This is a genomic window from Adlercreutzia shanghongiae, assembly GCF_035830635.1.
In the GTDB taxonomy this organism is placed as follows: Bacteria; Actinomycetota; Coriobacteriia; order Coriobacteriales; family Eggerthellaceae; genus Adlercreutzia; species Adlercreutzia shanghongiae.
On record NZ_JAYMFI010000001.1, the window covers coordinates 104,721 to 126,541 of the forward strand.

Sequence of the window (21,821 nt, forward strand, 5' to 3'; positions counted from 1 at the left end):
GACTTCTGCCGCACCGTGCAGACCCGACACGGACGCTTGTCGCTTCACCTTTACGCGGCAAATTGGGTCGGCTCAATGGCGTCGCAGCAGGAATGTGCCGGCTGCGAGCACAAATAGCGCCTGGACGATGAACGGCAAAGCGCTCTCCGGCCCAAGAGCCGTGAAGACAATACCATACACTGCGCTGGCCGAGGCAATGCCGAGATCTATGGCGTTTTGCTGAAGGGCAAGGATGGTGGCGCGGTGCGCTTGGTCCACCCGAGAAGCAGCCTGCGCTTGGGCGCAGACCGTGGCGCCCGCATAGCCGAAACCCGCTAAGAGCCCTGAAGCGACGAAGGCCACGGCCGCGACACCAGCCATCGAGAACAGCGCGATACCCATGCCCATAAGCAGCAGATGAGCGCCGAACAAGCGCTGGGACCCGATGCGGTCGGAAAGGAATCCGGCAATGGGATTAGCCGCAAGGCCGCCAATGCCCACGAGAGTGAAGTACCAGCCAGCGTTGTCCGCCGCTCCCGCGGCGGAGGCGAACGTGGCGCCGAAGCTGAAGAGCAGCCCGTAGCCGGCGGCGGCGATGAAGGTCCCGCCAAGAACCGAGGCGATAACGGAAGCAGGAATGGCTCGAGCGTCGTGGGCCCATCGCGACGCAGCGCCACGTAACTTCGAAGCACGGGGAGCGCTCGGGGCAGCCGAAATCGCCGGGTGCGTCCCACTTGAGAAAGGCTCACCATCCCGGGTAGCACATTCCCCTTCGCAGAACACGCCTAAGCCACTCGGCGCCGAGGCTCGCCTCCCATCGACAGCGCTCAGCGCAGAAGGCCGCTCCTCATCCGCAACATCTGGCATCGCCGCACAGCGCTCGTCAACGCGACCATCAACCAGCCGCCCACTTCGCAGCAAGAGCACGCAGAGCAGCGCTACGGCAGCGCAAAGAGAAAGAAGGCCGAAGCATACGTTGAACCCGACAGCCTCGACGAGCGCGAAGGCAATAGTCGGGCCTATCAGCAGGGAAACCGAAGTCACCAGGCGGTAGAGCCCAAGCCACCAGCCCCTCCCCTCCGCCGGCGCAACATCGGACACCGTCGTCGTGGCCGAGGACCAGAAGCCGGCCAGACCGACGGCTTGCACCACGCGTACGGCAACAACGTGCCAGAACGTGGAGCAGAAGGGAAACAAAGCACCACCGATAACGAAGGCGATCAGACCAACGGCCATGACGGGCTTGGTGCCCCAGCGGTCAGCCACCGGCCCCGCGACGAAGCGCAGCAAAACGGCAGCGGCCAGAAACAGACTGTTCTGCAGCCCCGCCTCAGCGAGCGCGCCGCCCAGACCCACCACAAACGTGGGCGTGAGCGTCATGAAGATATTGTTGTAAGCGTATGCGAGAAAGCCCGCGGCGAACAGCGGGGCCAGGGCGGCAGTCGTCGACGAGCGCGATGCCACAGCGTTCCTACTCCTGCTCGCGCCGAGCGATGTCAGCGAGGCGTTCGGGGTCGATTACGCGAAGGGCATTGCGCTGCTTCTCCACGATGCCCTGGGCCTGAAGGCGAGAGACGACCGAGGTCACCGAGTTGCGGCTCACGCCGAGCATGTCGGCGATCTCGTTATTGCCCAGGGGAATGAGCACACCCCTCTCGTCGAACGCCCCTTCAGATAGACGCTCGGAGACGAGGCCGGACAAAAGCATGGGCACGCGTTGGCCCGTGTCGTAGAACGACTGGTTCAGCATCTCGTTGGTCTGCATGGAAAGCACGCCGAACAGATAGCGCACACAACGATCGGCGAACTTCGGCGAGCCGTGGAGCAGCTTGAAAAACGACTCCTTGGGGATGACCACGAGCCGGCTGTCCTCCTCGCAGCGCATGGTTGACATGGGCATGCAATCGTCGCGCAGGATGTGGTAGCCGAAGAACATGCCCTCGCCATAGCGATCGATCACCTTCTTGCGGCCATCGCGGTCGAGGCGAAAGCACTCGACCGACCCCTCGGCCACATAGTAATGGTTGTCGTCGGCCTCCCCCGGCCAGATGACCATGGCCCCTTTGGGAACATGCCGAATCGCGTAAGAGGCATCAACGTCCTTGAGCATCGCCTCCATCTCGTCGCGAGCGAGTGGCTCGTGTACCACCTCGTTCTTGCCCGTCCAGGTCATAGGCTCTCCCCCCCCCAGCGCAGCCCCCTCGTCTCTGCCACGCCTTGTTTGTTGACACTCATTCTATCATGGACGCTCAGTCCACGCGTTCGCTCCCCCGCTCCCGCCGACACGTTGCCCGCGCAATGGCCGACAAGCGACGGCGACCCGAAAGGCCGCCGCCGCTCGTCAAGAGGGAGGGCTTGTCGATTCTTCCTACACGTAGTAGACCGAGGGAACCGTGCCGTTCTCCTCGAGATAGGGCTTGGCGCCCTTCTCGGCGATGTACTTGGCCACATCGCTTTCCGGATCATTCAGATCGCCAGCGAAGCGGGCCTCGGCCGGGCAGGCCTGAACGCACCAGGGACGGTGGTCGTTATCCATGCGGTCGAAGCACATGGTGCACTTCGATGACACGCCGGCCTCATCGTCGATCTGCGGCACGCCGTAGGGGCAGGCGTTCGCGCAGGTACCGCATCCGATGCAGACCTCCTGATCGACCACGACAGCACCGTTGTCGTCGCGCTTGGCCATGGCGCCCGTGGGGCAGTTGGCCGCGCAAGCCGGCTCGGCGCAGTGGTTGCACAGCGTCGGGCGGAAGTTCATCTTCACGCTCGGGAACGTGCCCGTGGGGCGGTAGACGTCGTCGCCATCGAGGCTTTCCACATGCCCCCAGTAAATCTCGCCGGGAGCGTCGTTGGACACCTTGCAGGAGACCACGCAGGTCTGGCAGCCCATGCAGCGGGACGTGTCGATAACCATTCCATATTGCTTAGCCATGTTGCACCTACGCCTTCTCTACTTCGACGAGCACGTCGTAGAAGGCCGTGCACGTCTGGGAAATGTGCTCTTCAGTGGGGTTAAGGGTCAGATGAGTGAGCATCTGGTAGTTGCCCTCGATGGTGTAATCGGGCGTCCAGCCGCTCTGAGTGGCCACGGTACCGGGAACGATGCCCTCGGTGAGGAACACCTTCATCTTGCAGGCGCCGCGATCGTTGGTGATGCTCACCACATCGCCATCGGCGATGCCGCGGGACTGGGCGTCTACCGGGTTCATCTCAAGGATGGGCTCATCCTGGATGCCGGCGAGCGCCGGAATGCCGATATGCTGGGTGTGCACGTTCATGCGGTCGTGATACTGCAAGAACACGAGCGGATACTTCTCGCCGAGCGGGCCCTTCGGATCCTCCAGCATCGGCTTGTAGCAGGGCACCTGCTCGTCGAACTCAACCAAGTCGTCGTTGTAGAACGTGAACTTCGTGGAGGGCGTGGCGAACACGCCGTCGGCGAAGACGATCTGGGAGTCGTAGATGCCGTCGGGGCGACCCCAAATACCGTCGGCGACCGCCTGGTCGAAGTCGAAGCCCTCCCAGGCCGGATGCTCCTCATTCACGAAGCTGCGCACCCATTCCTCGTCGGTCTTGTTCCACAAATCGGCCAGACCGACCTTCTCGGCGAGCAGGGACATGATCTGCACGTCGGACTTGCTCTCGCCCGCCGGCGTCACGGCCGGGCTCTGGAAGAACACCCATGGGGAGCGATCAAGGAAGTCCCACTTCTCCCAGTAGTTGCAGGCCGGCAGCACGTAGTCGGAGTACTTGGCCGTCCAGGTCCAGTAGGGGTCGACCGTCACGATGGTGGAGATCTTCGGCAGCACCTCGTTGATGATCTTATTGGAATCGGGACTCATGTTGATGAAGTTCGAGTTGGCGAACCACATGAAGTCGATGGGGTTCGGATCACCTGTGATGATTTGATCGTAGAGCGTGGAGCTCTTGACCATGTTCACTTCGTTCTCGCCGGTGTTGGCCCAGTCGTCGTAGTTGAAGGCCGGGATGGTGATGCCGGGGGTCGAACGGATGGAAGCGGTGCCGCCGGCGTGGGACGCGCCGCCGCCCTCGACGCCGATGTAGCCGGCCACAGCGGCCAAGGTGGCCACCGTGCGGAAGGGCGAGTGCGAGTTGTAGACGCGCTGCATGCCCTGGCCCATGCGGATGCCCGCGGGCTTGGCGTTGATGTACTCCATGGCGAAGGCCTCGATGACCTCGGGGTCGAGGCCCGTGATCTCGGAGGTGTACTCCAGCGTGTACTTCGACACCTCATCGACCAAGTGATCGAAGGCGGTGCGGCACTTTTCGCCGTTCACGTCGAAAGTGCCGGACAAGGCGCCGGTCACACCCTCGGTGGTGTTGGGCACGGCCTTGCCAGCGGCCTCGTCCCACACCATCCAAGCGGCTTCTTCGCCCTCGCCGTCGCGCAGAAGCGCGCCGTCGGACTCGCGCACGAGGAAGGGAGCCACAGAGTTGGCGACCAGCCATTCCTTAGCGTGAAGATCCTTGCCAATGATGACGTTCATCATACCGAGGGCCAGCGCCGGGTCGGTCTGGGCCTTGATGGGAATCCACTGGTCGGCGATGGCAGCCGTGGAGCACAGGCGCGGGTCCACCACGACGATTTTGGCACCGTTCTCGCGGGCCTTCACCAGATAGCGGAACTCGGAGGTGTGGGTGTCAGCCACATTGCGGCCCCAGAGCACCACCATGTTGGAGTTCATGTAGTCACGTGTGTCGTGGGCGCCGCGGCCCTGGCCGAAGGTGAGGGTCATGCCCATGGTGGCGCCGTGGTCACCCATGATGCCCTCGATGTCGAAAGCGGTAGCGCCGTAGGTGCCGGCGAAGCGGGTGGGCGCCTCCCAGGAAAGCTTGGAGAGGTTGCCAGTGAACGAGTAGAAGCCGCAGGCTTTGGCGCCGTACTGAGCCTTGGTGGCTTCCATGCGCTCGGCGATTTCCTCGATGGCCTGCTCCCAACTGATCTGCTCGAACTCGCCGGAGCCGCGCTCGCCGGTGCGCTTCATGGGATGCATGACGCGCACGTTCTCGTCATGGGTGCGCGTGCCTAGGCCGATAGAGCGCAGGCAGCAGTTGGCGTAGTCGTCGCGACCGGGCATCTGACCCGGCGTGACGGTGTAGATCTTGTCGTCCTTGACGCGGGCGCGCAGATGGCAACGGGACGTGCAGTTCACCGAGCAGCAGGCGCTCTTGTAGGTGAAGCCCTCCTCGGGATCGGCCACCGGGCCGGTCTCGGCGAGCTGCTCGTCAACCTCTTCGGCCTTCTGGGCCGGCGCGCAGCCAAGTGCGCTGGCACCGATAGCCGACGTGATGGTCAGCCAGCCGGCACCCTTGACGAAGGTGCGGCGAGTAACCTTGCCGTCCTTCACGGTTTCCGTGGGAGCGAATTGCTCTTTCTCTTCCATACTCCTCCTCTTTCTCTCGTAAGAGCGACGCAGGGGCGTCGAATGAGGCTCAGTATAGGAAGCAGGGGCCGACCGTTCTGCCCAACATTGGGCACAAGGATTCCCCACTTTTGGTTGGACGCCAGCGCGGGGCTTCGCGAGCACTCCCTGCGCTGGCATGCACCGGCTTGCGGCGCGCACCGCTCTGTGCCGCTGGATTGAGACGCGTATCGCTTCTGCGTATCCAGGTTGCAGCACGCATCGCCCTGCGTGTGCAGGTTGCAGCACGCATCGCTGTCCATATCGCCCTTATTTGCCAGGGACAGAATCTTTCGCGACAAATAACGCCGATATGGACAACCTTGGAGCAGCCATCACGCCATCGGCCTCGCAAAACCCCAGGTCAGATTCTCTCGCATATCCGAAAAGGGCACTCTCGCTGTCCATATCGCCCTTTTTTGCCCACTTTTCTCTGATGTGGGACAAATATAGTCGATATGGACTTCTGCAGCGACAAATAGAGTCGATACGGACTTCTGAGACGCCAAATACTGCCGATGTGGACATTTCCGTTCCGACCCGCGCGTCATATTGGCCTCTGCGGGTGCCATCGGGGTCGAAACGAGATTCCTTGCAACGAACGGAGCACTGGCGCGCGCATCGTCATTCTACGATACTGTCCGCCTCAAGCCATCTGGCCACGGAAAAGGAGATCGGAACTACTTAGCGAATGTCGAGCGCAAGGATTCCCACTTTTGACTGAACGCTGGTGCAAAACCGCATCTAGCGGCCCTTGCGGATGCCGCCCTTCCTACCGTTGGCCTTGGGAGGTTTGCCGACACGCTGGGCCTTAGGGGCGGGGCGTCCCTTCGTAGACTTGGGAGCATCGCTTCTACCGCCGGCCCTGGCTCTGCCTGGGGCGCCTCCCCCACCGCCGGCCTTGGCCTTGCCCGGAATAGCGCCTTTGCCAGCTACCTTGGCTCTGCCCGGGGTGCCGCCCCCTCCGCCGGCCCTGGCTTTGCCCGGGGTGGCACCCTTGCCAGCTACCTTGGCTTTGCCCGGGGCGCCTCCCTTGCCAGCGGCTCCTCCCTTGCCAGCGGTGCCTCCCTTGCCGGCGTTCTTCCCCTTGCGCGGGGCGTTGCCGGCCTCGTCGCGCTTCTTCGGGCGAATGGGCCGGATGAGGCACGGCTCGCCCCAGCCGATGAGGTCGGTGCGGCCAGCTTTCACCAAGGCCTCGCGCACCAAGTCGTAGTTCGCCGGGTTGCGGTACTGGATGAGCGCGCGCTGCATGGCTTTCTCGCGGGCCGACTTGGGCACGTAGATGGGCTCCATGGTGCGCGGATCCAGCCCCGTGTAGTACATGCAGGTGGAGATGGTGGACGGCGTGGGGTAGAAGTCCTGCACCTGTTCGGGGTTGAAGCCCATATCGCGCACGTATTCGGCCAGCTCAACAGCCTCGGCCAGCGTACTGCCCGGATGCGACGACATGAGATAGGGCACGACGAACTGCTTCTTGCCCGCCTCGCGGTTAAGGTCGTCGAACAGCCGACAGAACTCGTCGTAGACCTTGCGCGGCGGCTTGCCCATGGCCGAGAGCACCTTATCGGACACGTGCTCGGGGGCCACACGCAGCTGACCCGACACATGGTGCTCCACCAGCTCGCGCATAAATGTGCGGTCGGGGTCGGGGTCGGCCATGACGTAGTCGAAGCGGATGCCGGAACGCACGAACACCTTCTTCACCCCGGGCAGCTTCCGCAACTTGCGCAGAAGGCCCGTGTAGTCGCGATGGTCGGCCTTGAGCGCCGGGCAGGGCTTCGTGCCCAAGCAGCGGCGGTCGGTACACGCGCCGCGGGTGCGCTGCTTGGCGCAGGCCGGCCCGCGGAAGTTCGCCGTGGGGCCGCCCACGTCGTGGATGTATCCTTTGAAGTCGGGCTCCTCGGTCATAAGCCGCGCCTCTTCCAACAGCGACTCGTGAGAGCGGCCCGTCACGATGCGGCCCTGATGGAAGGTGAGCGCGCAGAAGGCGCACTCGCCGAAGCAGCCGCGGCAGGAGGTGAGCGAGAACTTCACCTCGGAAAGCGCCGGCACGCCGCCGGCCTCGTCGTAGCTCGGATGCCACGTGCGCGCGTAGGGCAGCCGGTAGACGGCGTCCATCTCGTTTTGGGTCAGGGGCGCGGCCGGCGGGTTCTGCACCACGTACACGCCGTGCGGGTACTCCTCCACCAAACGGCCGCCCGCAACCGGGTCGCTCTCGCGGTACTGCACGGCGAAGCTCTCCGCGAAGGCGCGCTTGCTGGCGCTCACGTCCTCCCAGCTCGGCAGCATCTGGTAGTCCACCACATGCTTAAGCGAGCGGGTGCGGAACACCGTGCCGTCGATGAACGTGAGGTCCTCCACGGCAAGGCCCGCAGCAAGCGCGTCGGCAATCTCCACGATGGAGCGCTCCCCCATGCCGTAGGAGATGAGGTCGGCCCCGGAATCCAGCAGGATGGAGCGCTTAAGGGAATCGGACCAGTAGTCGTAGTGGGCGAGCCGTCGCAGGCTCGCCTCGATGCCGCCTAAGATGATGGGAGTCTTCTTGAAGGTGCGGCGGATGAGGTTGGAATACACCGCGGCCGCGTGGTTGGGCCGGGCACCCTCCGCACCGCCGGGGGTGTAGGCGTCGTCGTGACGGCGCTTCTTGTTCACCGTGTAGTGGTTCACCATGGAGTCCATGTTGCCCGCCGACACGAGGAAGCCCAGCCGCGGCTCGCCGAAGACCGCAATGCTTTCCGGGTCGTTCCAGTCGGGCTGGGCGATGAAGCCCACCTTGTAGCCGTGCGATTCCAGCACGCGCGTGATGATGGCGCTGCCGAAGGAGGGATGGTCCACGTAGGCGTCGCCCGACACGTAGACGAAGTCGAGCTGGTCCCAGCCGCGAGCCGCCGCCTCCTCGCGCGTGGTGGGCAGGAAGGCCGACGCCGGCAGCGCGGCTCGGGGCGCCTTGGCAGCGCGGCTCTTCGGAGATTTCGGCGCGGGCTTCTTCGACACAGGTAACACGTCCTTCATAGAAACGGGCGGGGAAGCTCCCCGCCCTGGCAAATCGTATGGAACCGAGCCCGCAGGCCCCGGGCTCGGCTAGTTCTCGTCGGCCTTCGCGGCGTCGCCTTCGGCCTTATCGGCGGCCGGGGTGGCCGGAGCGGCGGCCGCGGCGCTATCGCGCGTGGTGATGATGGCGTGGGCGGCCACGAAGCGCGCGGCCTTCAGGCGCTCGGCGGTCTCGCGCAGGGCGAATCCGCGGCCCGACGCCTCCAGCTCCTCGCGCATGACCTTGGGGTTGCCCTGAGGATTCATGCCGTAACACGCGTCTTCCAGATCCTTGTCCGTCAGCGTCATCTTCTCGTGACGGAACACGGCGTCCAGGCAGAAGCCCTGAACGAGCACCTCGCGGGTCTGCATCATGAGCATCATGCCGAACTGCTGCTCGCCGCCGTTCTGGGCCACGAACTGCTCCCAGGTCATGCCAGCCTGCGAAAGCTCCATGCGCAGGTTCTGCATCAGCTGGTCGCGGGTGGCCTCGTAGATCTCGTCGGCGATGCGGCCCTCGAAGCGACGCGTGAGCTGACCGACGGCCATCTGCTGCACGTAGCCCTCGTAGCCCTCGCGCTGCTGGGCCTCGAAGACGCGGCGCATGTCGGCGCGCAGGGCCTCCAGGGAGGCGAACATGGGCATGTGGTCTTTCACCCAGGCGTCGTCGATGACGGGCTCGACTTCCTTCTGGATGTCGTTGACCGTGACGGTGCACTTGATGGGCTTGTTCACGACCTCGCCGTTCTCGGTGCCAAGCGGGGCCTCGAAGGTGAACTCCTTGGTCTGGCCCGGCTCCATGCCGACAAGCTCCTCGTCAAAGCCGGCGGGCATGTAGCCCTGGCCCATGAGATAGGTGCGGTCCTCGCAGGTCAGCGCCTTGATCTCCTCACCATCGTCGTAGCACTTCATGGCGATGGAGCAGGCATCTCCGGCCGTAAGGGGCTTCGGATCGGTGACCACGTACGTGACCGAGTTCTTCGCCAGCTCGGCAATCTGGTTGTCGATGGCCGACTCGTCGAAGACGAAGGGCTCCACGGTAATCTCCACCGGCTCGTAGCTCTTCAGCTCGTAGGTGGGCTTCACGGTGACGTTCAGAGTGAACGAAAACTTCTTGCCGCGCTCGAACTTCACCGTCGGGACCGCTTTCGGCGGAAAAGCAGGCACGAGGTTGCGCCGATCGAGGGCGCGCGGCACCAGCACCTCGATGGCGTTGGGCTCAATGATCTTGTCCAGGTCGCTGATGCCGAGCTGCTCTTTCGCAGCCTCCTCGACGCTCTTGCCCGGCGCGGGACGCACGCCCATGGACATCGCGAAGGCCTGGGCGGCCTCGCGCAGGGCGTTGTTGACCTCCTGGGCCGTGGCTTCGCAATCGAGCTTGATGACGCCGTTGGCCGGCTTGCTTTCGGTGACACGCATGGTTTGGCTTTCTCCTTCTCATGAGAGGGCCCAGCCTCGTGCCAAGCCCTATTGTTTGCGGGATATGGTATCACAGCCGCGAATAATAGACGACATCAGCGGGGCAAGCCCACAAATCTCGTGGGCAGCGCTCTACTCGTTGGACTTCAGGCTCTCCACCATGTCGATCTTCGCGAGCTTCGGGCGCATGACGAGCATGATCATCGCCGTGAACACCATGGTGAGCGCGAAGGCGATGACGAAGCTCATCGCGTGGATAGTGCGGCCGAACATGACCTGATCCACTTCGGCGGTCACCACCACGAACCCTTCCAGCACCACGCCGAGGGCCAAACCCACCAAAGCGCCCATGATGGTGAGCAGCACGATTTCGCGGAAGATGTAGGCGTTCACCTCGTGCGGCGTGAAGCCGAGCACCTTCAACGTGGCGATTTCCCGGGCGCGCTCGGTGATGTTGATGTTCGTCAGGTTGTACAGCACGATGAACGCGAGCGCCGCCGCGGCCACCACGAGCACCACCACGACCATGTCCACCGACTTCAGCATCTGCTTGTAAGCATCGATGACCTCGTCGTTGAAGGCGACCGTGTCCACGGCCCCCGTGGCGCGCAAAGCCTCGGAGAGCTCTTGGCGGGCGCCCTCGTCGGCGGTGGCGCGAGCGTACACGGAAAGGTTGTCCGGCTCGCTGCCGAAGGTGCGCTCGTAGGTGCCCGGCGTCATGAAGGCGTAGTCGCCGATGTAGTTCTCGATAACGGCCGTCACGGGCACGGAGTACGTGGTGGCCGTGGCATTGCCCAAGTCGTCCTGCTCGGCGAACACGATGGCATCGCCCGCAGAAAGTCCCAGCTTGGCGGCCAGCTTCTCGGTAATGACCGCCCCGGCATCGGACAGCGCGACCGCCTCGTGGTCTTCGCGTGTGCGGAAGTGCCACAAATCGCCGAAGGCCGCGACATCGGAGGGGGCCACGATCGTGGTCATGGCCTCGATGCCATCGGCGCTCTGGGCGATCATGGACGCTTCGGTGGCGCGCACCGCCAAGGGCAGGCGCGCCGTGTCAGCCATGATGTCGGCCGCCGCCTCGCGCTCGCTCTCGACGGCGTCATCCTTCTCCGAGATGACCACGTTGTAATCTACCAGCTCGCCGTACTGCACGTCGATGATGTCGTTGATGGAGTTCTGCAGCCCCAATCCTGTGAGCAGGAGCGCCGTGCAGCCGGCGATGCCGATGACCGTCATGATCAGGCGGCGCTTGTAGCGGAAGATGTTGCGGAACGTCACCTTCCACGAGAAGGAGAGGCGGCGCCACACGGGCCCCACGCGTTCCAACAGGATGCGCCTGCCCGCCTTGGGCGCCGGCGGCTGCATGAGGGCCGCGGGCGTCTCGCGCAGGGTCGCCGCGGCGGCGGCCCAGGTGGCGACAAGGGTGATGCCGATGCCGAGGCCAGCGGCGGCTAGGGCGATGGGCCAGTCGATGGGCATGGCGGCGCGGGGCACATAGTAGACGATGGAGTAGGCCTCCATGATGACCCAGGGCAGCACCTGGGAGAGCGCCGCGATGCCGACAACGCTGCCGAGGCCCGCGGCCAGGGCGGCGTAGGTGAGGTACTTCGAGGTGATGCGTGCCCGCGCGTAGCCGAGCGCCTTGAAGGTGCCGATGAGCATGCGCTCTTCTTCCACCATGCGGGTCATGGTGGTAAGGGCCACGAGCGCCGCTACCAGGAAGAAGATGAAGGGGAAAAACGACGCGATGGCATCGATGCGGTCGGCATCGGCGGCAAAGCTCACCACGCCGAAGTTCTTTGTGCGGTCCATGACGAGCCAGTCAGGCGGCTCGATGTCGTCAATCTCCCTTTGGGCATCGGCGAGCTCTTGCTCGGCCTTATCGAGCTCTTCGTTGGCCTTGGCAGCGGCCTCGTCAAAGTCGGCCACGCCCTGCTCGTATTCGGCGCGGCCCTCTTCCAGCTCGGCTTTGGCCTTCTCGTATTCGGCCTTGCCCTCCTCCAGCTGCTTTTTGCCCTCTTCGGCAGCGGTCTTGCCCTGTTCGAGCTGTCGCTGAGCGGCGGCTATCTGGGCATCGGCCGCAACGCGCTCTTGGGATACTTGGGCCTTGGCCTCCTCCAGCGCCGTTTCCGCAGCGGCGATGTCGGCGATGTTCTTCTCAAGCTCGGTTTTGGTGGCCTCGATCTGGACGCGCTCCTCAGCGGGAAGGTCGGGCATCTGCAGAGCGGCGTTGGCCTGGTCGAGAGCCTCCTGCAGCCTGGGCAGCGCCGCCTGGGCCTCGGCGAGATTCGCCTCGTTGGCCTGAATCTGCTTCTCGGCCTCGGCGAACTGCGCCTCAGCATCGGCCTTGCGCTTCTGCAAGGCCTCGCTGCCCTGGACGTACTCCTTCTCGCCATCGGAAATCTTCTTCTCGTTGGACGTGAGCGTTGAGGCCGCCGAATCCAGCTTGCGCTGGCCCTCGTCGATTTCCTCTTTGGCCGCATCGAGCTCGGCGCGCGCGTCGGCGAGCTCGGCCTTGATGCGGGCCTCCTCTTTCTCGTATTCGGCGCGGGCCTCGTCCAAATCGACCTGGGCCTCAGCCTGGAGTCCGGCCACGCGCGCCTGCTCGCGCTCGGGGGCGATGCCCTCGATGGCGGCGACCACCTGGGCCACGCGGGCGTCGTAGGCGTCGCTTTCGGCGGGAAGGTCCGCCGCGCCTTCCACCGCCACGAAGGCCTCCACATAGGGCATGTCGGCATCGAAGGCCTCGGGCAGCACGTACATGAACTGCTCGATGGTGCCCGAGCCGATGGTGGAGGTGCCCATAGCCGTGGAGCTCACGTAGAGCGGCGAGTGCACGCGCCCGACCACGGTAAACTCCGCGACGGCGAGGGCGTCTTCCGCATTGCCCGCCGAGAGGTCGACCGCAATGGTGTCGCCCAGAGCGGACGGCTCGCCCATGACGCGGTCGTTGAAGATGAGGCACTCGTTGGCCGCCTCGGGCCAGCGCCCTTCGACCAATTCCAAACGGTTCAGGTAGCTGGCGTCCGACGATGCGATGGTGGCGGCGTCGGTCTGCGTGCTGGCCGCAGCGCTCGGCGAGAGCGAATGGGCGCGCATGACGTACTGCTCGCCGTCCATGGTGGCGAGCACGTCGGCGGAATAGGCCGCCTGCACGCCGGAGACGCCCGGCACCTCCCGCAAGGCCTCGATATCCTCGTCCGTAAGCCCGAGGGTGGAGACCACGCGGATGTCCATGAGGCTCGTGCCGTCGTAGTACTCATCGGCCGCGAGCTTCATGTCGGGCGCCGTCATGCGCAATCCAGCGTAGAAACCCGTGCCCAAAGCCACAATGGCGGCAATGGCGATGAAGCGGCCGAGCGTGTGGCGGATAGAGCGCGCTATGTCCTTGTCGAAGGCCCTCAACGCTACCACTCCAGAACCTCGGCCGACAGCGGATGCTCGTTCAGCTCAACCGAGGCCACCGACCCCTCGCGCACGTGGATGACGCGGTCGGCGATGGCCGTGAAAGCGGAGTTGTGGGTGACGACCACGACGGTGCGGCCTGTATCACGGCAGGTATCCTGCAGAAGCTTCAGGATGGCCTTGCCCGTCTCGTAGTCGAGCGCGCCGGTGGGCTCGTCGCACAAAAGCAGCTTGGGGTTCTTCGCCAGGGCGCGGGCGATGGCCACGCGCTGCTGCTCGCCGCCGGAAAGCTGACCGGGGAAGTTCGCCTTGCGCTCGGACAGGCCCACCGCCGCCAGCACCGCGTCGGCATCGAGCGGATCGCGGCAGATCTGGCTTGCCAGCTCCACGTTCTCGCGCGCCGTGAGATTTTGCACCAGGTTGTAGAACTGGAAGACAAAGCCGATGTCGTGGCGGCGATACTGCGTGAGTTGCTTGCGGTTGAAGGAGCTCACGGGGGCGCCGTCGAGCATGATGGTGCCCGAGGTGGCCGAGTCCATGCCGCCGAGCATGTTCAGAAGCGTCGTCTTGCCGGCGCCCGACGGACCCACGATGACCACGAACTCGCCCTGCTCGATTTCAAAGCTCATATCGCGGACGGCGGCCACTTCCACCTCGCCCATCTGATAGATCTTGCTCACGTCGGCAAACTCAACGAAGGCCATGAATCCTCCCAACTGCGCGCGCCCCTGCAGGAGCGCTTTTCTCTCATCGCTTACGATACACGACACGGCGCGAAAAAGGCGCCCGACGAGGCGCCTTCCGAAAACTTCTACGTTTGCCGCCCTTGGGCTAGAGCACTTCGAAGGTGTGCACGGCGGCCACCGGGGAGGCATCGCCGTCCTCGTTCACCGAGCGCACCTTCATCTGGTAGGCGCCAGGCTCATCCGGCGTCCACGCGAAGGTCCAGGACACCCAGCGCTCGGGCGTGGTGTCGCCCAAATCGTAGCGGGTCCAGTGCCCGCCGTTGTCGAGCGAGAACTCCACCGCGATGATGCGCTTGTCGAAGTCGTGGGCCCATCCAGAAAACTCCATGGGCTCGCCCACGCGACCCACGTACTCGGCCTTGGCCGCCACGTTGGGACGGTTGGTGTAGTCGTGACCGTCGTCGACGAATGGCCCGATGACCGGCGGCACCTCTTCGTTGGTGAAGCGAATCTCGCGGATGTCGCGCACGAAGTACTTGGCCGGCAGCCCCGGCACCCACAGCTGGTTCACCGCGCCCATGACGCCCAAAATGTCCTCGCCGTTCACCTTGTTGGCCACGATGGCGCCGCGCTCGAGCAAAAAGTCGAGCGGAAAACTCTGCTCCATGCCGTCAGCGCCCACAAACGTGACCGTGTTGCATTTCTCCGGCTCACCGGTCACGGTTGCGTTCTCGGCCGTCTCCCTGCGCTCCTCTTCCACACCAGTCCCCTTCCCTAGCTTTTGTCCTGGGGGCATTCTACAAGCTTGACCAGCTCGCCGGACGAATGCACCCCCGTCTTCGTGTAAATCGCATGAACATGCGAGCGCACCGTGGCCACCGAGACCACCAACAGGTCGCTGATCTCACGAGGGCGCTTGTTCTGGGCAAGCAAGCGCAGCACCTCCGCTTCCCGATCGGTGAGCCCGCATTGCGCCGCCAGCGCATCGCATCGCTCCTCCCGGGCTCGCTCGTAGCGGCCACGGGGATCCTCGCGGGGCAGAAGGCCCCATACCGTTTTGGCATAGCGTTCCGAGTTCATATTGAAGGTAACTGCTACCAACAGCACGAATACAGCTGTGCCGATAATACTGAATGCCGCCGTGTCCAGCACCACGTGCTCGTAAACCGTGCTACCGATGAGGTTTCCGAAAAGAAAGCCAATCGAGCGTATGAGAAAGGCCCTGGCAAATACTTGGGAGGGAGCCGCGTCAATGGCGCGGGCGATAACGGAGCAGGCCATGGCAAGCAGAGCGTCGAAGTAGTAGAGGGCGCAAGCCTGCATGACGAGCGCCGGCAGAAATTCCGTGTCGTTGGTAAGCGGGCCCAGGAGCGCGGCGACGCAAACCACGGGGAAGACGAAGCGGTAGAACCGGTTCCAAATGAGCGAGACATCTACGCCTTTTCCGCCCCGGAGCGTAAGGGCGAAAAGCGCCAAGGCGATAAGAGCGCCTGCGATGAACGAAGACACCCTGGAAACCACGCCCAGGGGCAGAGCCAAGGGGATGACATGAAGAAACCCGAACACCGCACCGTAGGCGCCAACGATAACGAACAGGCGGGTACACAATGGAAGGCGCCGACGCAAGGCCACCGTCAACGCGCCGCCCCCTGACGGTGCTTCGCCATCGTCAGGGGGCATCGAACCAGCAGCCTTCGGATTGCCTCGAGACTGGATAGGAGCAAAAACGACTTCGCCGTAAGCGCTCATGAAGCACGAACGCGGCGCCATGGCCCGCACGAGGCACAAGGCGGCCACAATCACAAGGCCCAGATGCAGCAACTCGGAAACAAGCAGTGGCGCTGTAGCCTCTAGCATACTGAAAAGCCCCTGCACAATGAGTGTAGTGAGGCCGACGACGGCCACCACGGTTGTCACGAACAGCCGCGTATCGGCAGCCCAGGCAATTTGGCTTATCGCCACAAAAAACCATGCACCAGCTGCGGCGCCGACGAACTGCACCGCAACGACGACAAAGACGGCGCTGGGCGCGAACAGGCACCAGTAGAAGGCGAGCACATCGACGAGCATCGCGATGAAGAACAGCGTCCAGAACAGACCCTCACGCACAAGGCGAGCGAAGCGGGAGCCACAGACTTGGGTGATGGCATAGCCGAACACGAGACCGAGCGAGTGCGCATCGCAGGAATAGGCGCGGATATTGACCGGCGCTCCCCACAAAGAGGCGAGATCGAGCACCCAGCTGGCCGATTCGTGCATGAGCATAGTCGCCGATATCAGCGCCACGAGCGATGCAACCGCCCACCAGTAGCCGTCGGGGGCTCCGCTCAATATCCTCCGCCCGCGCACCGTCTTACCACTTCCCTCTTCCACGATTAAGCCCCGCCCCCTATCGCTCATGTGCTCTCGCGCATCCGCCCAAGAGCAGCCCCGCGCCTGTGCGAGCAAAATTCTTCCCTGCGGTGCCCCACAAGCTCCATTCATCCGACGTAATCATATCACCAGGTATTTCTTCGAAATCAACAATAGTTGTTGAGATGAGTTCCCAACCTCAACAAACGTTGCTGATTTCTCGCTCGCTTCATCTCCCTAGAGTAGGCGATGCGCATCGGGAAGCAGCATCTCGCCCGTCTGCCGCCCGAGACGCAGCACGAGAAGTCCTCAAAAAAGGAGAAGGAAGGAGAAGAGGATGAAAACACAGGAAAGCAAAGGCACGTCCCGCCTGCTCATGGCCGTGGCCATGGCAGCGACCATCGCCGCCATCGCACTAGCGCTGTGGGGCTGTGCGCCTCAGGCCACCACGACCATGGCAGCCACCGGCGACGAGGCGGGCGACGAGGCGGCCATCGAGCTTATGTACCCCGATTTCACGGACAAGGCGTCCGGGAACTTCAACGACACCTACAGCACCACTGACATGCTGAACGCGGGCAACCGCGGCTGTAACGCATGCCATGAGGATCTGTGGGATGTCATGAACAAGAAGGATGGCTACAACCACATTCTGACCCACGTGGGCTACGATAAGGCCCTCACTTATCAGGACTGCGAGCCGTGTCATCGCGGACACACTGCACTCACCGGCCCGTATCTGGGCGACATGATTCATGCGAGCCACTACGGCAGCAAGGTCTTCCAGGAAGCCAACGGCAACTGCTGGAGCTGCCATGCCATGAACTCTGCCGGCAATCAGGGCGATTACCAGTTGATTCTGTGGGACGACTTTTATGACGATCCGGCGCTGGGCGGCTACCCGAACATCGACGGCAACGAGATGGAACAGAACTGGGTTGATTCCCGCGGCTTCTTCGGCGGCTTCATCAACGGCATGACCCAGGACAGCGAGCCGACAGTCACCGTCAAGCTCGACCAGGCCATCACCGACCACGAGGACGTCTTCATCGTAAACAACTGGGGCGAGGAAGTAACGGAGAAGAACGGCGAGCCCTTCAGCTTCGATGCCGTGTGCGACGAGAACAACACCGTCACCATCAACGGCGTGAAGAACCCCCGCAGCTTCACCAAGGCCGAGCTTGAGGCCATGCCCCAGACCGAGTTCGCCGGCGCGCTGGCCTGCGCCACGAACGGCCGCGGCGGATCGCTCGTGTCCAACATCCCGATGTCCGGCGTCTCCATGAAATACCTCATCGAGCAGTGCGGTGGCCTGGCCGATGGCGTGAACGCCGTCAACGCCGAGTCCTGGGACGGCTGGATGGCCTTCCCGCCCATGGACCTGGAAGCCAGCACCTACACCGAGAACGCCTACATCGTGCTGAAGTACTACGGCGAGGACCTCTCCAAAGACGATGGCGCTCCCATGACGCTCATCACGCTGGGCAACCCCGGTGCCCGTCAGGTCAAGCACATCAAGTCCGTCGACTTCAAGCAGGCCGAGAGCTTCTTCGAGGGCCCGATGATGGCCGAATCCGACGAGCCTTCTCCGAGCTACCCCATCAACGGCATGTGGTTCCAGGAGGACGGCGTGACCGCGAAAGTGGGCGAGCCGATCACCCTGACCGGCGCCGTGTACAGCTGGAACCGCGTCGTGGGCGACCTAGCCAGCGTGAACTTCAGCTTCGATATGGGCAAGACCTGGACCGACGCGAAGATCGCCGACCAGATCACCGACTTCGATCCGTTCCAGTGGGTTACCTACTCCCTGGACTGGACGCCGACCAAAGCTGGTAAATATCAGGTGAAGCTGCAAGCCACCGACGTTGACGGTACCCAGATCAAAAAGCCTGTCACTCTGTTCGTAAACGTCGAGGAATAAGAAGGGACGGTTTGATTGCAATGAAATCTCAGACTATCAGAACGCTCGGCGGCGTCATGAGCGCTGTGGCCCTGGTATCCGGCGGCACCGGTGTGGCCGTAGCCGCTCCGGCCGTTGCCGATGCGGCCCCTACCGCTACAATGGCCGAGAGCGCAACGCCTGCCGCTTCAGCCGATGCTGTGCGTGTTGTCGAGGGCACCTTCGGCTACAGCCAGGATGCCGTCACCTCCAACGCGGAAATCGGCAGCGTTTTCAGCAAAGCGGCGGCTACTCTTTGCGCCTCGCTTCCGACCTATAGCTGCGAGACGGTGAAAGCGGCGGCTATCACCGTCTCCGGACCGACCGCCTCCTTTGAAGCCACCGTTGGCGATATGGCCGAAGACGACGAAGCTACTTCTTACGTGATGGCCTGCTCCTGCGCCACCAATGTGGCCGGCGGCGGCGCCATCGCCAACGCAGAGGTTGAAGGCGTCTCGCTGGCAACCATCGTCCAGATGGCCTGCGCCTAGGTTCGAACCCAACACCCTCCCCCAAGAAGGCCCGGAAGTCCCTTCGCTTCTGGGCCTTCTCTTTGCTCTGTCACCAAATCGCCGCCGACTCAGCATCCGCCTAAAGACAATGCGCTCAAGCTACAGCAAACAGGCGGGAATGACGAGGGTTTCGCTATCGAGGGCGGTAAACTTCTCCGAGGCGCAAACAACAGCCCCCCTGCCGCGCGGCAGAGTTGCGCGATCCAGTGCGATGAAATTGCGTACCATCGACCGGTTGGGGGACGCCGTCTTCTTTATCTCCACCGGATGAAGAACCCCGTCTGCCTCTACCACCAGATCGATCTCCCTCCCATCATGATCTCGATAATAGTAAAGCGGCGCGTCCATTCCGGCGTTCAGAAAGCTCTTCCAAATCTCGGATATCACATAGTTCTCGAAGAAGGCGCCGGCCATGGCACCGGCCTCCATAGTCGCCGCGCTCATCCACTTCGTAAGGTAAGCCACCAGTCCGCAGTCGTGGCAGTACAGTTTCGGAGCCTTCACCGTTCGCTTGAGTTGATTGTTGGAATAGGGATGCAGATAGAAGATGATTCCCGACTTTTCCAGCACCGCTAGCCACGCCTTGGCCTTGTCGGGGCGAATGCCGACATCTCCGGCGATGGATGCCACATTGAGCATCTGCGAGCACCGTGCGGCCACCGCTCGCATGAAATCAACGAATTGCAGCGCGTCGATATTTCCCAGCAATCGACGCACGTCACGCTCGATGTAGGTCTGCAGGTAGCTGCCGTAGAAAATATCGAGGTTGCTGTAGCGCCCCGCATCGACGGCGGGCATAGCGCCCTGGCGCATGGCTTCGAACAACTCGAGCACGCCCTTGGAAGACACCTGCCGTTGGCGATACTTCCAGTAGCTTAAATCCAGCGAGAAGGGAGCGGCAGGGCACCGCTCGGTTTCCCCTTGGGTCAATGAGGAGAGGGGGAGGATGGCCACGCGGCCGGCTAGCGACTCGCCCGCGAGCTCCATAAGGCGAAACTGCTGGGATCCGGTCAGCCAAAACGAACCAGCGGGCGCTCCTTGATCTACCAGCATTTTGATTTGGGAAAACAGCTCGGGCGCATACTGCACCTCATCAATCAACACCGGGGGCTCGTGAATTTGCAGAAACATTGCTGGATCAGAGCTCGCGAGTGCTCGCTCGGTCATGTCGTCCAGCGTGACCGAATTAACAGAGCGGCCCGTTTGCTCGATCACATGCTCAAGAAGCGTCGACTTCCCGACCTGCCGAGGGCCGGTCACGAGCAGAACGGAATACTCTTTCGCTGTAACATCGACGAGCGTCTCTAGGGCACGTGGTATATATTCCATAGTTCTCCTTCGGGTAAAATACGCTTCAAACGTATTTTACCCGAAACCAATATCTTTTGCTCTTTCGCGATTCGCTTCTTCGAGTACGGCGATGTTCCCGTCGATCCCGCACAAAAAAGCCCCGCCTCAAATGAGACGGGGCTTTGCGCCAACCTGCGTCAGCTTGCGCTAGGCGCTGAATACCTCAATGGTCTCGCCCTCGGCCAGGGTAACCATGGCCTTCTTCCAGGTGCGGGTGCGACCCTCCTGGTAGCGGACGCGCTTCGGCTTCGACTTCACGTTCAGGGTGTTCACCTTGACCACCTTCACCTTGAAGATAGCCTCGACGGCCTGGCGAATCTCAACCTTGTTGGCGTCCTTGGCCACCTCGAAGGTGTAGACGTTGTTCTCCATAGCGTCGTAGCTGTGCTCCGTGATGACGGGGCGGATGATGACGTCGCGGGGATCTTTCTCCATTATGCAAGCACCTCCTCAATGCGGGCCAGGCACGGCTCGGCGATGACGAGGGCCTTGTTGTCGACCAGCTCGTAGGTGTTGATATCGCCCACCGGCAGGATGTTCACCTCGGGGATGTTGCGGAAGGACAGGAAAGCCTCGACGTCCTCGTTGCCGATGACGACGCAGATGCGCTTGCCCTCAAGGCCGAGGGCCTTGATGAGCGCCACGGCGTCCTTGGTGCAGGGCTTCTCGAAGTCCATGTCCTTCACGACGATGAGCTCGCCGTCGGCCAGCTTGCCGGAGAGAGCCGAGCGCATGGCCAGCTTGATTTCCTTCTTGTTGACCTTCTGGTCGTAGCTGCGGGTGTGGGGACCGAACACGGTACCGCCGCCAGCCCACTGGGGAGCGCGGATGGTACCCTGGCGGGCACGACCGGTGCCCTTCTGACGCCACGGCTTCTTGCCGCCGCCGCGGACCATGCCGCGGGTGCGCGTGTTGGCGGTGCCCTGACGCCAGGATGCCTGCTGCGCCTTCACGGTGCGATGCATCACAGGCACGTTCGGCTCAATACCGAACACGGCGTCGTTCAAATCGACCGTGCCGGCGGCAGCGCCTTTCACGTCCTTAATCTCAATAGTTGCCATAGTTGCTGTAACTCCTTGTTACCGATCGTTCCAATTAAGCCATGCGAACGCGCACGATGCCGTTCTTGCCGCCGGGCACCGCACCCTTGACCAGGATGAGGTTCTGCTCCTCGTCAACGCGAACAACCTCGAGGTTCTTCACGGTAACGGTGTCGCAGCCCATGTGGCCGGGAAGGCGCAGGCCCTTGAACACGCGGGACGGCGTAGCGCACTGGCCCACGGAACCGGGGGCGCGATGGAAGTGCGCGCCGTGGCCGCCCGGGCCGCCACGGAAGCCGTAGCGCTTCATGACGCCGGCAAAGCCCTTGCCCTTGGACGTACCGGTGACGTCCACTTTCTTCACCTCGGCGAAGGCCGCGACGGTCTGCTCGTCGCCCACCTTGTACTCGCCGGCGTTCTCCACGCGAACCTCGCGCAGGTAGCGCTTCGGCTCGGCGCCCTGCTTATCGAAGTGACCCTGCATGGGCTTGTTCACGCGGCGGGGCTTGATGTAGCCGAAGCCCATCTGCACAGCCTCGTAGCCGTCGGTGTCCACGGTCTTCACCTGGCACACGGTGTTCGGCTCGGCCTGGATGACGGTGACCGGGACGATGCGGTCCTGGTCGTCGAAGATCTGGGTCATGCCGATCTTCTTGCCGTAGATAGCGTTAATCATGTCCCAAACC

The 21,821-nt window shown here is 63.1% G+C and carries 16 protein-coding genes; 2 read left to right on the forward strand and 14 right to left on the reverse strand.

What is annotated here, in order from left to right; all coding sequences use genetic code 11:
- Positions 1-72: 72 nt before the first annotated feature.
- The 10 genes from VJ923_RS00515 to VJ923_RS00560 all read right to left on the reverse strand — a co-directional run bounded on the left by VJ923_RS00515 (position 73) and on the right by VJ923_RS00560 (position 16,315).
- Positions 73-1,443 carry an MFS transporter gene (locus tag VJ923_RS00515; RefSeq protein ID WP_326437420.1) on the reverse strand — a complete coding sequence of 457 codons (1,371 nt, stop codon included), beginning with the start codon at positions 1,441-1,443 and terminating at the stop codon, positions 73-75.
- Between the two features lie 7 nt (positions 1,444-1,450).
- Positions 1,451-2,152 carry a Crp/Fnr family transcriptional regulator gene (locus tag VJ923_RS00520; protein WP_326437422.1) on the reverse strand — a complete coding sequence of 234 codons (702 nt, stop codon included), beginning with the start codon at positions 2,150-2,152 and terminating at the stop codon, positions 1,451-1,453.
- A 195-nt stretch (positions 2,153-2,347) separates the two neighbouring features.
- On the reverse strand, positions 2,348-2,911 hold the full coding sequence (locus VJ923_RS00525) for a 4Fe-4S dicluster domain-containing protein (protein ID WP_326437424.1): 564 nt from the start codon (positions 2,909-2,911) through the stop codon (positions 2,348-2,350).
- A 7-nt stretch (positions 2,912-2,918) separates the two neighbouring features.
- Positions 2,919-5,384, reverse strand: a complete 2,466-nt coding sequence (locus VJ923_RS00530; protein ID WP_326437426.1) for a molybdopterin-dependent oxidoreductase — start codon at positions 5,382-5,384, stop codon at positions 2,919-2,921.
- Between the two features lie 762 nt (positions 5,385-6,146).
- Positions 6,147-8,396, reverse strand: coding sequence for a YgiQ family radical SAM protein (locus VJ923_RS00535; protein ID WP_326437428.1), 2,250 nt, complete (start codon positions 8,394-8,396; stop codon positions 6,147-6,149).
- 87 nt (positions 8,397-8,483) lie between these two features.
- Complete coding sequence (gene tig / locus VJ923_RS00540) at positions 8,484-9,851, reverse strand: trigger factor (RefSeq protein WP_326437430.1); 1,368 nt, start codon at positions 9,849-9,851, stop codon at positions 8,484-8,486.
- A 132-nt stretch (positions 9,852-9,983) separates the two neighbouring features.
- On the reverse strand, positions 9,984-13,265 hold the full coding sequence (locus tag VJ923_RS00545) for an FtsX-like permease family protein (RefSeq protein WP_326437432.1): 3,282 nt from the start codon (positions 13,263-13,265) through the stop codon (positions 9,984-9,986).
- Positions 13,259-13,960, reverse strand: a complete 702-nt coding sequence (locus VJ923_RS00550; RefSeq protein ID WP_326437434.1) for an ABC transporter ATP-binding protein — start codon at positions 13,958-13,960, stop codon at positions 13,259-13,261. Before VJ923_RS00550 ends, VJ923_RS00545 begins: the two co-directional genes overlap by 7 nt.
- A gap of 127 nt (positions 13,961-14,087) precedes the next feature.
- Complete coding sequence (locus tag VJ923_RS00555) at positions 14,088-14,702, reverse strand: molybdopterin-dependent oxidoreductase (protein ID WP_326437436.1); 615 nt, start codon at positions 14,700-14,702, stop codon at positions 14,088-14,090.
- Positions 14,703-14,716: 14 nt separating this feature from the next.
- Positions 14,717-16,315, reverse strand: coding sequence for a helix-turn-helix transcriptional regulator (locus tag VJ923_RS00560; RefSeq protein WP_326437438.1), 1,599 nt, complete (start codon positions 16,313-16,315; stop codon positions 14,717-14,719).
- Between the two features lie 316 nt (positions 16,316-16,631).
- Here VJ923_RS00560 and VJ923_RS00565 point away from each other — a divergent pair, with 316 nt between their 5' ends.
- Positions 16,632-18,215 carry a molybdopterin-dependent oxidoreductase gene (locus tag VJ923_RS00565; protein ID WP_326437440.1) on the forward strand — a complete coding sequence of 528 codons (1,584 nt, stop codon included), beginning with the start codon at positions 16,632-16,634 and terminating at the stop codon, positions 18,213-18,215.
- Positions 18,216-18,235: 20 nt separating this feature from the next.
- Positions 18,236-18,724 carry a hypothetical protein gene (locus tag VJ923_RS00570; protein ID WP_326437442.1) on the forward strand — a complete coding sequence of 163 codons (489 nt, stop codon included), beginning with the start codon at positions 18,236-18,238 and terminating at the stop codon, positions 18,722-18,724.
- 120 nt (positions 18,725-18,844) lie between these two features.
- On the opposite strand, the gene VJ923_RS00575 is transcribed toward VJ923_RS00570, so the two are convergent.
- The 4 genes from VJ923_RS00575 to rplC form a co-directional block, all read right to left on the reverse strand.
- Positions 18,845-20,074, reverse strand: coding sequence for an ATP-binding protein (locus tag VJ923_RS00575; RefSeq protein ID WP_326437444.1), 1,230 nt, complete (start codon positions 20,072-20,074; stop codon positions 18,845-18,847).
- Between the two features lie 168 nt (positions 20,075-20,242).
- Positions 20,243-20,530 carry a 50S ribosomal protein L23 gene (gene rplW / locus VJ923_RS00580; protein WP_326437446.1) on the reverse strand — a complete coding sequence of 96 codons (288 nt, stop codon included), beginning with the start codon at positions 20,528-20,530 and terminating at the stop codon, positions 20,243-20,245.
- On the reverse strand, positions 20,530-21,156 hold the full coding sequence (rplD, locus tag VJ923_RS00585; protein ID WP_326437448.1) for a 50S ribosomal protein L4: 627 nt from the start codon (positions 21,154-21,156) through the stop codon (positions 20,530-20,532). The genes rplW and rplD overlap by 1 nt, the downstream gene beginning before the upstream one ends.
- A 34-nt stretch (positions 21,157-21,190) precedes the next feature.
- The gene (gene rplC / locus VJ923_RS00590; protein ID WP_326437450.1) at positions 21,191-21,811 is read right to left on the reverse strand and encodes a 50S ribosomal protein L3; all 621 of its coding nucleotides are present in this window, start codon (positions 21,809-21,811) and stop codon (positions 21,191-21,193) included.
- Positions 21,812-21,821 lie beyond the last annotated feature (10 nt).

Bases quoted from the DNA above. Each gene is read 5' to 3' on its own strand.
- VJ923_RS00525 (WP_326437424.1), bottom strand. From the start codon at position 2,911: ATGGCTAAGCAATATGGAATGGTTATCGACACGTCCCGCTGCATGGGC.
- VJ923_RS00575 (WP_326437444.1), bottom strand. From the start codon at position 20,074: ATGGAATATATACCACGTGCCCTAGAGACGCTCGTCGATGTTACAGCG.
- rplC (WP_326437450.1), bottom strand. From the start codon at position 21,811: ATGATTAACGCTATCTACGGCAAGAAGATCGGCATGACCCAGATCTTC.
- tig (WP_326437430.1), bottom strand. From the start codon at position 9,851: ATGCGTGTCACCGAAAGCAAGCCGGCCAACGGCGTCATCAAGCTCGAT.
- VJ923_RS00570 (WP_326437442.1), top strand. From the start codon at position 18,236: ATGAAATCTCAGACTATCAGAACGCTCGGCGGCGTCATGAGCGCTGTG.
- VJ923_RS00520 (WP_326437422.1), bottom strand. From the start codon at position 2,152: ATGACCTGGACGGGCAAGAACGAGGTGGTACACGAGCCACTCGCTCGC.
- rplW (WP_326437446.1), bottom strand. From the start codon at position 20,530: ATGGAGAAAGATCCCCGCGACGTCATCATCCGCCCCGTCATCACGGAG.
- VJ923_RS00550 (WP_326437434.1), bottom strand. From the start codon at position 13,960: ATGGCCTTCGTTGAGTTTGCCGACGTGAGCAAGATCTATCAGATGGGC.
- VJ923_RS00565 (WP_326437440.1), top strand. From the start codon at position 16,632: ATGAAAACACAGGAAAGCAAAGGCACGTCCCGCCTGCTCATGGCCGTG.
- rplD (WP_326437448.1), bottom strand. From the start codon at position 21,156: ATGGCAACTATTGAGATTAAGGACGTGAAAGGCGCTGCCGCCGGCACG.
- VJ923_RS00530 (WP_326437426.1), bottom strand. From the start codon at position 5,384: ATGGAAGAGAAAGAGCAATTCGCTCCCACGGAAACCGTGAAGGACGGC.